The sequence below is a fragment of the Niabella hirudinis genome, from assembly GCF_051201075.1.
Classification (GTDB): domain Bacteria; phylum Bacteroidota; class Bacteroidia; order Chitinophagales; family Chitinophagaceae; genus Niabella; species Niabella hirudinis.
Genome location: NZ_JBPEHJ010000003.1, coordinates 1 through 13,569, shown reverse-complemented (window position 1 = coordinate 13,569; position 13,569 = coordinate 1). Strand labels below are relative to the sequence as shown.

Sequence of the window (13,569 nt, the reverse complement as noted above, 5' to 3'; positions counted from 1 at the left end):
CAACAACAGATAGCAGGAGTAAGAAACGGTACCTACCACTTGATGCTATCGTAATCAAAATTGTCATCACCTAATTCCAACTCACTACTATCGCAATTGAGCCTTTGCGCTTCTTTTTTCAAAAACGCCTCATACTCTTTATAAGATTCTGAAAAGAAAATGCCTTTTTTGAGCAATTGGGGTAATTTTCTGAACGCCATTTTACCACCCCCAAGCACAAAAAAATCATAGGTTATCCTACGCATATACTGATATATGTGAGGATTGCCACCATAAAGCCCATCTTCAATAAATCCACTCAGCTGTTGGGCGCCAACTGCATCATAGTCGAACATCGCCTTTTCAAGCCAATATTCCAATAACAAGATTTGACCAATATCCTCTTTGTCCGTTGGGCTATACCGCATATTAAACTTTATAGCAGTCAACGAAAATAGAAAATGTACCCAGGATATCTGCACGCCTAAATGCCTTCCATCTGAGTAATGAAAATGTCCTCGTTCCGGTTGTTCCAGCCTACTTCCTTGAAAAGCCTTGCGGATTTCATAAGAAAACGCACTGATCGCTTTATCCCGGTTTTCGGAGGCTTTTGGCTGTGGGCCGTTTTTGTCTTCTTTAGCCCAAAATTTACCTATAATTTCATAAAGTCTATATAGGTCGCCATAGGTACCCCAAAGCTCTACTCCCATTCCCCCGCCTGTTGGTATTATATAAATCATTCTATCTAATTTCCTGTAAAATATAGTATTTACAAAACAATTGCAAACAGACTTATATTTTGGAATGCGTAGTAGTTTTATACAAAAAATAGGGTATATAATCCTGTATTGAGTTTTCCGCTACATTCCCGCTATGAAGAGATGTGCCGCTGAACCTCCCCCATCCCAAAAGATAACTGCTGTAAATTCCTTCACAAATTACTTGCTTACATGCTCAAATCTCTCTCTTTGGCTGTTTCGTTCAGCTTTCAGCATCGAACGACAGCTATTGCCTATAAATCATGTAAGCAACAAATTTGCACGTAGCCTTAAACTCAAGGAATCATTGCTGATCATAACCCGGTAATTTTTATTCAAATAGTTTGCCTGGTTTATGACAGCAATCATTCCAGGATGCTTTCAAGTAAACCCAGAACCTGATCTATTCCCTGAAAAAAACAGGCAAAAGCGCAGCGAAGTAAACGGCTTCTTCCCGCCAACCCAATCGTTCGGCATAAACACGAGGTCCAACACATACAGCCAAAGCCTGGCATTCTTTTATTCCGCGTGCGATTTGGTGTGTTTGCCACGCGACGGCCGTTTGTTCTTGCTTTCTTTTTTTCCGGTTTTTCTTTTTCAGGGAATAATCAAAAAAATAAACAACAGTACTATGCACATACATTTTTTTCACGTCAGAAAGACAATTGATGAACAAATGAATGACCTGGGGCGAAGACGGCCCGGCTATCAAAATACCTGGTATCTCATGGACATACGGCTCCTTGAAACTGCATGACGATGATTGGGATCTCATTTTTGTCCGGGAAACCGAAGGGCTGATCCCGATAGGTAATATGTATTATGGCGACTTTGAAATACTTCCAGACGGCGCAGAGATTTTTCCGCATTGGCCCGTTTTAAGCCTGCAAACATTTGAACAGTTAAACCGGCAGCATAGATAGCACGATTTGACAGAGCCTGCTGTGTAAAATTGGCTTCTTTTTCTGCATCCGGGGGCTTGGCTGCAGCAAACTACTTTTTCAATACGAAAAGTAGCAAAGCACTCCGCAGCCGAAACTTGTCTGCGGATGTCTGTCAAAAATCGAAGGTGTTTGTTGTCAAATTCGATAATTTTACTATCGTTATTAAATAGTTGACTTATGGATATGGTTGAACTTGGGAACAGAATACGGGCTGTGAGAAGCAAGGCACTCAATATGAACCAGATAGAATTGGCCGAGGCTCTGCGCTCACACCAGGGTGTGATATCAAGGCTGGAAAAAGGCATTGGTGGATCTTTAGAACTGGTGCTGGACTTTATTTCCCTCTTAGAGAAAAAAGGGTTGAATGGATCTGTACTTTTTACAAATACTTTTTCCATTGAACAACTCTCTGCAAATTACAAGCCAGGTAAACTAAACGCAGCCGGCAAACTTGTTACCGAAAAATTCACCCTGCTAAAAGATACCATTCAGAAAGGGTATGAACAGATGGTGGAACTGGAGGGATTGGTTACACCCGAGTTTAAGTCAGCAACGGGTAAATCGAAAAAGATAATTCGGTAAAAAAGGTATTGACTGTGTCCTAATCCAAATAGTAATCCTTTCCAATAAGAAACATGATGTCGGTGAAAATCAAGGTCGAGAAATCGGGTAATGGTGGTACATAGTTGGCGGCAATAGATGCTTTCAAGACCCATTTTTTTTGTTTTTGTTTTCGTTTTTGCCTTTTTCTAGTTTTTTTAGTGCTTTCTCAAAATCACTCTCAAAATTTTTATCTTGAATAACCCTGAACTTTTCATATTCCTTTTCCGCCAGCTTCATTGCAACCTCATGGGTTACTTTTCCGGGATTTTTCAAAATCTGGTGCTCATTAAATTGCAGAAAGGCATCCAATTTTGTGATCCAATCGGCCATTTTCATAGGAATTTGTCTTTCTGCCTGTAGCTCGGCAAAGTCGAGATACATAGTAGTGATACGTTCCAGTTCTTTAATTTCTTTTTTCCGTAAATAGCTTTTAGGACTTCCGATGTCAGTTTTCAGAATTTTGCCTTTGGGTGCATTTCTCCAGGTCGTCAGGCCCATATTGGGTTGAGAGGCATTGGCTCTTTCTGAAATAAGTTCGGCTGATGTTTTGCCTGTAATGGCCCAATGCAGTTTATTTTGAATCGTTTTAAAAAACTGCTGTGTGATGCCGGCGTCTTTACTATAATCAATACTGCACTGTTCGTAGATGTCAGTTATTTTGAGATAAAACCGTCGTTCGCTTGCACGTATCTCCCTGATACGCTCCAGGAGTTCATCAAAGTAGTCCTTGCCGAAACGCTTACCCTGTTTAAGGCGTTCATCGTCCAAAACAAAGCCTTTGATAATAAACTCCCTAAGTGTTTGGGTGGCCCAAATTCTGAATTGAGTAGCCTGGAGACTGTTTACTCGGTAGCCCACCGCGATTATGGTATCCAGGTTATAGTACGATGTATTGTAAGTCTTTCCGTCACTGGCAGTTGTTTCCAAATTGGAAATAGCTGATTTTTCTTCTAACTCATTAATTTTAAACATATTAGAGAGGTGCCTACTAATGGCAGGAACTTTTACGCCAAACAGCTCCGCCATTGCTTTTTGTGTAAGCCAGAATGCATCATCATTGAATACTACTTCTATCTTTACGTTACCATCAGGGCTGCTGTAAAAAATAATGCCGCCTTTTTTAGGTTCATTTGCCCTCATATAGCCTTTATAACAGTCATAAAATCTTATTAATTTAACGATACCGTCAACGGTACGTCTATCCGACATGATTTAACCGTTGGGCAAAGTTTGGAGATGGCAATTTCGACCTCCCTTACCCAGCGAAGATATATAACAATTGTAAACGGATTTTATTAAAAAATTCTCAAATTTTGGTTGTAATAATTTGATAATCAGCGTTTTTATTATTTCAAATTCAATAGGTTTGCATATTCAATTTTTGTTTCATCTTCAAAATCGCCAACATAGTTTTCAGTTGTTATTACAGAGGTGTGGCCCAGACTTTCTTTTACAAATGACATTGCCACCCCCTTGCGTATCAGAATCGTAGTAAAACTATGGCGGGCGGCGTATGTCGTGAGGCTTTTTTCAAATTTCAATTCTACCCTGATCTCTTCCATATACTTATTGACCCATTTGATGAAACGTTGGCAACGATGTTTAATGGTTAGGTTTGATAAGCCCGGTTCAAGTATTGGAAATAAATAGGGAGTGCTATTATCCTTACATTTATATTGTTCAATAATATTCCTTGCTGCTTCATTCACAGCAACGCGAATTGGCCGCAGATCCTTCTTCTTTGTTCGCTTGGTCTTCTCTCTGAAGAAATGAAAGAACTTTCCATCATAGGATTTTCTTTCCAAGTGGATAATATCTGTAAAGTTCATGCCGTTGCAGAAATATGACAGCTTCCAAAAAGCTAAGGCTTTCTGTTGATTATTTTCGTCGGGAGTATGGCTTAATATTTTCTTAAGTTCTTCATTGGATAATGCCTTTTTTATATTGCGCCCCGCCGGGATCTGATATTTTTTAAATGGATAGCTTTCCTGGGGAAATATTTTATCTTCAATGGCTTTGTTTACAACTGCTCTTAATTGGCGCATATATATTCCAATTGTGCTAATAGAATTTCCTTTTGACTTCAGGTGATTCTCATAATCCAGCAACCGTTTCGGGGTAATATCGAAAATGGTCATACCTTTTTTAAAATCATTAATTGAATTGATTGTTGTATTATAAGATATCGCGGTTCCAATCTGCCCGTTCTTTTTAAGACTCGCCACATAGGCATCAAATAATACCTGCAGACTACCCGCAGTAGTTGCAATATTTTTTTCTGGCTCGAAAAAAATATCTTCAAAGGCAGTAAATGAAAAAAAAGGAAGCGAATCGATGGTTTCAATTGCTTTTTGCCGAATACCCGCAAGTTGAATCTTTAATTCTTTCAGATCATCATCCCGCAGTCTTGGAGTATCCAGTTTTTCCCACCCATCTTTGGTAGCAGATAGCTTTGTTCCATATCTTTTCTGCCCGGCTTGTTTATTATAGACATTCAATTTAATGGGGTAGGTACCATCCTTTTTTGCCTTGGTTCCTTCTAAAATGAAATTTACTGAAATGTTTGGGCTCATATCTATAGGTTTAAAAAATGCGACTATAACTTTGTCGATTTACGCTTAAAAACGCGACTAAAATGCGACTATAAAGTTAAGAATAACTGGCAATAAAAATAAATTCGTCTGAAAATAAAGTTACATAATAATATTATAATCAATTCATTATACAAATATTCAAAAGTATCAAAAAACAACGAAAAAGGAAAAAATGTGACTGTTAATCAGAGGGTCGCTGGTTCAAGTCCAGCAGGGGGAGCTGAAAATCAATCAGTTACACATTAAAATGTAGCTGCTTTTTTCATTTGAGACATGGTTTGAGACATGAGGGTTTTTGTGGAAAAGTTTTTGCTTTTTATGGAGCCAAATACGTGCCTTTCGGCACCAAATCAATCCTCTTATGGTTCGTACGGTGTTTCCTTAATATTGCCTTGATAATAGCCTGCTATAATTGAAAACTGTTTGTCTGTTAAAAGCATTGTGTGCAAGTCATTACCTCCATACAATAAATAAAACTGCTCATCGCTATTTTTAGCTTTTAATATTTCGTTTACTTTTTTAAAGAAATTTCTTGGCGCTGTATCCCAAAATATATTGTTGTCCAGATCCTTTTGAGTATAAAGTTGTATTGTGTCGCCATTAATTAAAACATCAAATGAATTTTCCTTGTCGTTTAGTTTTTGAGCAGACAGCGAAATGCCTCTTTTCGCTAAAACTCTATTAAGTGTCGGGAGAAAAAAGTCAAAGCTAAATTCGGCCAGCTCCTCGGCATCAATGTGTGTAATCTTAAAGTTGTCACCATCGTAAATATCAAAAGAATCTATGAGGGTCGCTTTTAAACTGTCAATCCTTGAACTGTCCGCGTATTTTAAGAAGCCATTGTCTATAAGTTCTGCTGCATAATTGCTTTTTTCCAATTTCTGCATATTGCTGTTATTAGTTTTTTCCAGCTGATTACAACTGCTGATGAATATGAAACAAACTAAAATTGTTATGTTTTTCATTACAGAAATTGAGTTTTGCCCTTTTGCTGTCTTATATAAAAACGTCGTTGGTGGCGGGGCTTTTGTCAGTTATTCGGTCTAAATCGTTCAAATGATTGCCAATATTTGTCTTTATAAATATCATATTCGATTTCAAATTTGTTGTCGTTGTCCTTTTGTATTTTGAAAAACACTTTTGAAGGTTTGCGGAAGTCTTTGCAGGCAAAATAAATATCCCGTTCGTTGTTTGCAGTCTGTCTGCCAATATATAAATAGCCGTGTTTATCTGAAAGTTGCTGTAGTATATCTTCTTCAATTTCATTTAAGCTCTGGTAGTCGTTATTGTTGGGCATTCCATTGTTATTGTTCCCATCATATTTGAAAGTAATTACAGCAATCCAGGGGTGTGACGCCTTGCTGTCCCAATTAAGAAGTTGAGTATTTACCACAGCAATTAATTTATTCCCACTTTCCAACTCTGCTTCCAAAATTGAGTGCTCATCGTCTTGTATGTCGTAGCGAATACCTTCGTATTTTTCAATAAATTCTTTTTGTCGCCAAGTAAGGAAGTCTTTGAGTTTTGAAATTGGAACGAGGTCTTTTTCTGCTTCGTGCCTGCTAATTATTTTTAGATTGTCTATATTATTCACAAAATCAAGTTCACCTAAATAGTTGTCTAAGAATATGTATGTACCATTTCCAATTTGCTTTCTGTTTTCTTCTGTCAGGTCATTGTGGATTATAGAAATATCAATTTCATCGGGATAATCAACGTGATCGTTGGAATAGAAAAATAAATTATCACTATCAAATTTATATCCGGCCATATTGATTGATACATTCTTAATGTCCAATGCAGGTTTGAGAGCTGTAAATTTCCAACCGGAAATTTCCGGTGCTTGTTCTATAAGTTCTTCTATGAAAACAATATTTTTTGTATTGCCGTCAGCCGTTAGAACCAATTCAACAGTATTGTCGTCATACATACCTGTTAAATAAAAATATCCATCGTTTAGTTCGGAAAGTTTTGGCGAAAGCTTGTCAAAAAAGTTTTTTTCAACCGCATTATGATTTTTAACCACATTAAAAAATGCCTTTTCATTGTCTTGAAACCAATTCCAGAAGTCTCTGTAACTTTTGATTGGGGTGTCTTTCTTGCCAAAAATTTTTTTAAAAAAACTCATTTGCTTGTCAAGTTAAGTTTTAATGTGGAGCTGTCTGTTAGATACGCCACGAACTCTTAAATATACACAGCTTTCTCCTATTTTAATGGTTATTGTCGTAATTTCAAGCTATTCAATTAGCCTTGGAAATGAAAATCCCTCAATCCATAAAAATTCGTCTCAACAACCGGTACGTTACCGAAATTGATGTACATGGAAAAGCTCCCAATATGGAAACATATTCTTGTTCCCCAACTGTGCCAACCCGCTTGTTGTAAGCATGTCTTACCGTACAAATGAAATACTTCGTCGCCAACTAAAATATTTACTACACCTTCTTGTACAATACAAATTTCGTCAAAACCTTTATGATGATGCGGCGGCGCTCCTAAATGTCCTGCCTGTAAAATAATTTCAGAACTTCCGAGATTGCCTGATGTTTGCGATTTGTCCAATTTGAAAGTAATGTCAGCACCACCAAATCTTCCTTTGTCACCAGCTCCCGGAGCAATGAAAACGGGCTTAGGCTTGTCTTGTTTATCGTCATCAAATAGATAAGATGATGTGCCTGCGTTTAGTTTTGAATAAAAAGCGCTGCCAACCATTGTGGTTGTCAATAGCTGCATTAGTCTGCGTCTGGAAAAATGGTTTTGATTCATAAAGTATTTTAAAAGTCGGAAGTGATTGGCTGCAACGGGCCACCTATTGCCAATACGATGTTAGCGGGTCTTCCAAATTCTATTTTGTCTTTTGCAATTCATTTAATTTGTCTGTCAATTTCTCTTTTTCGTTACTTTCATTTGTCCTGAAACGCAAGATAGGAAAATTATACTTTTCCAAAATCCTGTCTTTCATTCTATCTCTGTCTGCTTGCTGTGTTTCACCTTTGTGAAACTCAAAGCCGTCAACTTCTATTGCAAGAACAGGCGCTTTGGCAACTTTGTTGTAGATCAAAAAGTCCAAATGTGTCCAGGAATTTGAAGCGTATTTTGTTTCTTGTTCGTCCAACTTAGAAAAATCTTTAACAAGTCGCCTTAGCGGAAAATGTAGAAGAACGTTGTATTTCAAAAAATTGTCGTCTGTCAAAACTTGTTTAATTAGTCCAAACATTAAATTTTCGCTGTCATACTGCGATACTCTGCCTGACCTGCTAATAATTTTTGCTCGTTCTTCCTCGTAACCTTTATACAATAAGTCAAAGATTGAATTTAATTCACTTTGAATAATAGAAAAATTGTTATACTCAATATACTTTATCAAGTCAGAAATGTTGCTGTCTTTTTCATCTTCATTTCCATTGACAACTAATATCAACTGTTCAATTGCTCTGGAAACTGCAACATTTAACCGATTAGGATTGTCTGTAAAATCTGAAATTTCGTTGTCAACGGTTGAAAGAATGATAACGTCATTTTCTCTGCCTTGAAACTTGTCAACTGTGTCCGCTTTTATTGAAGGTCTCTGAAATGTTCTTTGTAATGCGTTTGTCTGATTACGATATGGTGTAACAATACCTAAATCTACATTTTCGAGTTTTTCATTTGGTATAATTTCCTGGTTGATAATGTCTATTTGTCTTTGATTCATTCGCTCTCTTGCGTGATTACCTTTTGCTGTTTTGTAAACAACAAGAGGTTGGCGGTTGCTTTTTAGTTCTGTAAGAATGATAAGTTGATTGTTGTAAAATTTCTTGTTGCAAAATTCTATGATTTTCGGGTGGCAACGATAATGTTCTCTCAAAAGTGTTCTTGGAACATTTGGAAACAATTCAATGATAGAGGATAGCAAACTATGACTTGAATAGCGATAAGGTTTTTTTAAGTTGTAAGAGTTGAAAACCATATCTGTTTTAATTTGCATATCGTTGTCAACCACATTTGGTAATTGTTTGATGTCGCCAACAATTACTGCCCGTTTAGCGCAAGACAAAGCAAGTGCGCCCGTTGCTAAATCAACTTGTGAAGATTCGTCTATAATTACATAGTCGTAAGAAATATTTTCTGATAAGCTCTGTCTTAATGAGTAAGTTGTGCTCATAACGACAGGATAATCTTTGATAAATTCGTTAGATTTCTGGCGAAGTTCTGAAATTGTATATGGTTCTCGCCTTTGTTGATTATATCGTTTACACAATTCAGCTTTGAGAAGTTGCATTGACATTTCTGTGTATTCTTTCATTTTGTTGTCAAATGCAAAAAATTTCAATGAGGAGTCTAAAAATTCTATTCTTTTTGCCAGTTCGCGAATTTTGGTTGGATAATACTTTAATTGACAAATGAAAATAATTTCATCAAATGAGTTTTTATAAAATGATTTATCCCTAATTCCATATTTCAATTGGTAAATAAATCTTGTGATGAATCCTATTTTTTTTCCTCTTTCCCCAAGTGTTTCAAGGGTAACCCAAAATTCGAGTATTTTTTCGGCTGTGATGTTCTTTTTAAATGCTACTGTTTTCTCTGTATTGTCTTTATATGTTTCTTTGAAATGTTCGTACTCAGTTTTAATGTTGTCAATTTGTAATTTCAATAATGCCAACTCATTTTTCTTGTCAAGATTTTCGGAAAGTAGAGTAACAAGTGTTGCTATCTTTACTTTTATTTCTGTTTTTTGAGCGGTGGTTAATTCAAATCTTGATAAATCAGGAATTTCCTTTTGTGAACTGATGAACTCTTTTTTGTTTTGAGAATTTCCAAGAAGTGCGGCTATAAACTCAAGACCATTCTTTTCAAGTTTTTCGTAAACATTTTTTGTCGCTGAGTTATTACTTGAAACAACAGCAACGCTTTGTCCATTTAAAACAACGCTGGCAATAATGTTTAGAATTGTTTGTGTTTTACCTGTTCCCGGAGGTCCTTCAATTACAGTTAGATCATTAGAGAACGCAGTATTTACGGCTTTCCTTTGGCTTAGATTAAAACCAAAAGGAAAAAAATCAAGGTTTGTAGCGTTCCTATTTCCTGTGGATAAAGAACCGTTCAGAAAACTCGCAAGAATACAATTTTCGGGGATTTCAGAAATGCCGTCATAACTTCTCGCAAGAATATTGTCGCCGTCTTCTGTTTTTAATCCAACTGTGCCGGCAATTTCTTTTAGATAATTGAAAACATTAAATGCTTTGTCGCCACTTACTGCTGTCCTTACAATTTTTGCTCTATTTTTACTGTAAGAGAACTCTTTGCCGTTGTTTTTGAAAACAACAACGCATCTGTCACCTTTATACGAATACTTTTCAATTCTGTCGGTTTCGTCTTTATCGTCAATGTAAATCAGTTCTCTTTTTAGAGGCATTTTCCGCTTCTTTTTTCTAATGTCTTGTCGCTGTGATGTCGACCGCTAACTCTTAAATATACGAAATTTTTATTCGAAAGTTCTGCGCAAGTAAGCGTCAATGGCAAAGAACGTTGAGCGTTATTTGAAAAGGGCCTACCCCCTCACCAAAGCTGATTTCACCCCATTTTCATGCCTGCACATTCTATACGCTAAGTTCACCAATACAGCTAAGGCTTCATAGAATAGAACCAGATTCCCTTTATATATTTCTTTATCTCCTTTATAGGTAATCACCGCGTCCAGCATATCCAGCAGCTCCATTTGCACGTAAGACCGGCGGATGGTTTCACAGAATTGGGTAATCACAAGTTCCGGATCTTTCTTTTCATCAGCAGTAAGCAAAACCGGGCTGTTCATTTTAGCGATCATTTTCCGCGCGTCTTTGGGCAATCCTTTTTGCTGTTTATATTTCCTATCAGCATTTTTCCGTTCATTCATTATATGATAGGCTTCAATGAGCCGGAGCAGGTGCCGGGTAAAATCCATCAGATCTTCCCGTGCTTCCTCTTCACTATACGCGCTATTATCATTACATAAAGCACACTGCTGCCAGCATTGAAGTTCCTCTTTCATCTCATCCAGGTGATAATTATAAAATACTTCCCATAGGATACGCAACGGCCGTTTACCGGCCTGGTTAAGAAAATGCCAGGGTTTGTAAAAACGCTGTCTGCCGGTGGTGCTGGATTCCATAAATCGGGTGTTTTTATTGGGAAGTATTTTGTAGTTCAGGCTGCAAGAGCGCATTTATAAAACATTTTCCGGCATCGGATAACACTTCATGAATGCGCCGGATTTTTCCGGTAAGGGTTGATAACTCTTCATCGGTAATTTTATAATCTTCTTTATACCGGGTATCTATATAGGCTTTTTGCAAAAGGTTAAACAGGCGCTTTTCTTGTTCCGTTTGCCGGGGAAAGATTTCCGGCAGTTGATGTGCCACCAAGCTGCCATAGCGGAGCAGCCGGTCAATACTATGGGTATTGGCATGGTAACCGGTTCCCGCTTTCAGCAGTGCCCGCAAAGCCTGTTCTGCGGACTGATGCAGCATAAATGCCGCCATCTTGTGCTGCTTGCGCACTCGGTACAGTTCGGCTCCGCTAAAAATTCTTTGGCCTTGGAAAATCCTTCTTCCCACTGTTTTGTGACCTCTTTATTATTGATGACCGCTTTGATCTCCGGAAAATCCTCCCGGTAAATAGTTCCCGCATCATATAACACCGGTGCATGTTGCCATACAAACCGGGCAAAAGAGATATCGGCTTGCAGCCACTCCACAAAAGTAAAAGTTGCTAAAACGAGGGTTGTAACGGGTAGAATACCGCAGCAATGATTTTCTATCTTGTCCTGCCATTCATGTAACTCCTTATTGGCAAGGTTGGGCAGCAATATCAGGAGTGTACAATCTGATAGTTGTTGACAAAACGGGGCTGATTCATTAAATATACTTTCATACTTTTTACGATGCAGTGTAGCGCCCAACAGAAAGATGATATCTGGGTTAGCCGTTTTTACAATTACTTCCGTAAGCTGCTGCTGGTGAACGGCAATAGCCGCTTCATCGATAAAGGGCGTCATAATACCTCCGTTTTAATTGGTTGACGCCTGGTTTTGCGGAACCATTTTTTAAACCACCAGGTTTGATGTTTATCCCGCCATTTGGCGTAACGGTCTACCATTTTGCCGTTGCTTTCGCGTGGAAACAGCATACCAACGGCATCCATTTCCTTAAAAATCTGGCGGATGTTGGCTTCGGTATAATGCTCCTGCCCGTAGCCATGGGCAATAAAATAGTTGATGAGGTGTTCTTTGGCCGTGTCCCGGCCCTCGCGGTTCCAACTGGAACAGGACAGGTTATCCATAAAATCCATTACCACTTCTTTTGGCGGTATGTTCATCAAACGGCAGAGCAGCAGAAATTGATACGGAAGAATGAAATTGAAATTAGCATAACGCTCATAGGCCCCGGTTTGCCATTTTAGTTCCGGTTTGGGCTTGCGTTGGGGTTGTTTGTGGGTGGATGTCTTTTGCATGGCGGAAAGCATTTAAAGGTGAAGAATATGCATACAGACCAACCGGCGGCGCATAAAAAAGACGTGGGTTGGTCCTTACTGTGCTGACGGGCTGCGACACCCTGACTACGTATAAGAACGCCCACGCCATAACGTGAGCGATTTACCTTATTTCCCGTAGTCGTTGAAAGGTCGCAGTTTTCAGCACGAGAATAAAGCAAACACGCTTATATTTTTTATAATTGTATTTGCAAAATAAGTGTTATCAATTTATCCTGAAAGAAGAATTAAGTTATTAATGCCCATAAATAGAATATTTGTAAGATTAAATATTAATCATAAAGATATAGTGTTTGTTCTTTAAGAACAAATTATTTTATAATAAGAATAAACATTGCTGAGATTCAATAATATAAGGTTTATTAGATTTGCTCTTTTAGCATAAATATTATAACTTAATGAGCAAATCAACGAGCTTAAAGAACAAAAAATCACCTATTTTAATAAATAGATTGGCAATTGTTCTAAAAGAAGAAAGAAGATCAAACAGGTGGTTAGCTTCAGAAGTTGGATTTACGGAAACTACAGTTTCGAAATGGGTGAATAACGTCAAGCAACCGAATATTTTCGTCTTTTATCTTATCGCTTTGATTTTGAAAAGGGATTTAAAAGATTTATTTATTTCATCGGAAGAGATAAATGACAAGGAACGTGTAAGCCATGTCAAGATACTTATGGAAATGGTAGAAAAAGGGAAACGGACGGGGAAGGATAAACGATGAATATTTTTATTGTATAATGCCCGAAAGAAAAATAAACAGGTTAAAGGTAGTTCTGGCCGAAAAGGACAAAACGAATAGATGGTTAGCTGAGCAGATTGGTTATACCGAAGGAATGGTGTCGAGGTGGGTGTCCAATACTAAGCAACCCCCGCTTGACGTTTTATACAATATATCTTTATTACTGAAGGTTGATATTCGGGATTTGATAGAATCGAATGCACATGCATTTAAGAAATGAGAGTTGCGTTTATATTTAACCAATGAATACAGGAAAAGCTTCCTTAGTTCCTTTTCAAGACATCCGGTAAGAATTTAGACACTGTTTCATAAAGTGTGTAAGTTAAAATCGAGTCTTACTGGGATCGATTTTTTAACTTTAAACACAATATGCACAAATGAAAACGGAAGATTTCTTATCGGACGACTTTCTGAAGCAGTTCAAAACAGGAGAACAGCT

At 37.7% G+C, this 13,569-nt stretch carries 15 protein-coding genes; 3 read left to right on the top strand and 12 right to left on the bottom strand.

Annotation, left to right across the window (positions count from 1 at the left end; genetic code table 11):
• Positions 1-32 precede the first annotated feature (32 nt).
• Both GGU45_RS06650 and GGU45_RS06645 read right to left on the bottom strand, forming a co-directional pair.
• Entirely contained in the window at positions 33-719 is a 687-nt protein-coding gene (locus GGU45_RS06650; protein ID WP_435223158.1) for a DUF6904 family protein, read from the bottom strand.
• Between the two features lie 421 nt (positions 720-1,140).
• Positions 1,141-1,389, bottom strand: a complete 249-nt coding sequence (locus GGU45_RS06645; protein WP_435223156.1) for a hypothetical protein — start codon at positions 1,387-1,389, stop codon at positions 1,141-1,143.
• A 469-nt stretch (positions 1,390-1,858) separates the two neighbouring features.
• Here GGU45_RS06645 and GGU45_RS06640 point away from each other — a divergent pair, with 469 nt between their 5' ends.
• Entirely contained in the window at positions 1,859-2,263 is a 405-nt protein-coding gene (locus GGU45_RS06640) for a helix-turn-helix domain-containing protein (protein ID WP_435223155.1), read from the top strand.
• Positions 2,264-2,386: 123 nt separating this feature from the next.
• On the opposite strand, the gene GGU45_RS06635 is transcribed toward GGU45_RS06640, so the two are convergent.
• From GGU45_RS06635 to GGU45_RS06590, 10 genes are all read right to left on the bottom strand, one after another.
• Positions 2,387-3,493: a virulence RhuM family protein gene (locus GGU45_RS06635; protein WP_435223153.1), complete on the bottom strand. Its 1,107-nt coding sequence runs from the start codon at positions 3,491-3,493 to the stop codon at positions 2,387-2,389.
• 137 nt (positions 3,494-3,630) lie between these two features.
• The gene (locus GGU45_RS06630) at positions 3,631-4,857 is read right to left on the bottom strand and encodes a phage integrase SAM-like domain-containing protein (RefSeq protein ID WP_435223151.1); all 1,227 of its coding nucleotides are present in this window, start codon (positions 4,855-4,857) and stop codon (positions 3,631-3,633) included.
• A gap of 380 nt (positions 4,858-5,237) precedes the next feature.
• Positions 5,238-5,765 (bottom strand): hypothetical protein, encoded by a 528-nt coding sequence (locus GGU45_RS06625; RefSeq protein WP_435223149.1) that lies wholly within the window; start codon positions 5,763-5,765, stop codon positions 5,238-5,240.
• 143 nt (positions 5,766-5,908) lie between these two features.
• Entirely contained in the window at positions 5,909-7,006 is a 1,098-nt protein-coding gene (locus tag GGU45_RS06620) for a DUF695 domain-containing protein (RefSeq protein ID WP_435223147.1), read from the bottom strand.
• A 116-nt stretch (positions 7,007-7,122) separates the two neighbouring features.
• Complete coding sequence (locus GGU45_RS06615) at positions 7,123-7,644, bottom strand: hypothetical protein (protein ID WP_435223145.1); 522 nt, start codon at positions 7,642-7,644, stop codon at positions 7,123-7,125.
• Positions 7,645-7,723: 79 nt separating this feature from the next.
• Positions 7,724-10,276, bottom strand: coding sequence for an AAA domain-containing protein (locus GGU45_RS06610; RefSeq protein WP_435223144.1), 2,553 nt, complete (start codon positions 10,274-10,276; stop codon positions 7,724-7,726).
• Positions 10,277-10,411: 135 nt separating this feature from the next.
• Entirely contained in the window at positions 10,412-11,011 is a 600-nt protein-coding gene (locus GGU45_RS06605; RefSeq protein ID WP_435223142.1) for a hypothetical protein, read from the bottom strand.
• A 13-nt stretch (positions 11,012-11,024) separates the two neighbouring features.
• On the bottom strand, positions 11,025-11,381 hold the full coding sequence (locus GGU45_RS06600; RefSeq protein WP_435223140.1) for a HEPN domain-containing protein: 357 nt from the start codon (positions 11,379-11,381) through the stop codon (positions 11,025-11,027).
• The gene (locus GGU45_RS06595) at positions 11,327-11,896 is read right to left on the bottom strand and encodes a hypothetical protein (protein WP_435223138.1); all 570 of its coding nucleotides are present in this window, start codon (positions 11,894-11,896) and stop codon (positions 11,327-11,329) included. The genes GGU45_RS06600 and GGU45_RS06595 overlap by 55 nt, the downstream gene beginning before the upstream one ends.
• Positions 11,893-12,351 carry a hypothetical protein gene (locus GGU45_RS06590; protein WP_435223136.1) on the bottom strand — a complete coding sequence of 153 codons (459 nt, stop codon included), beginning with the start codon at positions 12,349-12,351 and terminating at the stop codon, positions 11,893-11,895. Before GGU45_RS06590 ends, GGU45_RS06595 begins: the two co-directional genes overlap by 4 nt.
• A 437-nt stretch (positions 12,352-12,788) precedes the next feature.
• On the opposite strand from GGU45_RS06590, the gene GGU45_RS06585 reads away from it, so the two are divergent.
• On the top strand, positions 12,789-13,112 hold the full coding sequence (locus tag GGU45_RS06585) for a hypothetical protein (RefSeq protein WP_435223134.1): 324 nt from the start codon (positions 12,789-12,791) through the stop codon (positions 13,110-13,112).
• 16 nt (positions 13,113-13,128) lie between these two features.
• Positions 13,129-13,350, top strand: a complete 222-nt coding sequence (locus tag GGU45_RS06580; RefSeq protein WP_435223133.1) for a helix-turn-helix domain-containing protein — start codon at positions 13,129-13,131, stop codon at positions 13,348-13,350.
• Positions 13,351-13,569: the final 219 nt, after the last annotated feature.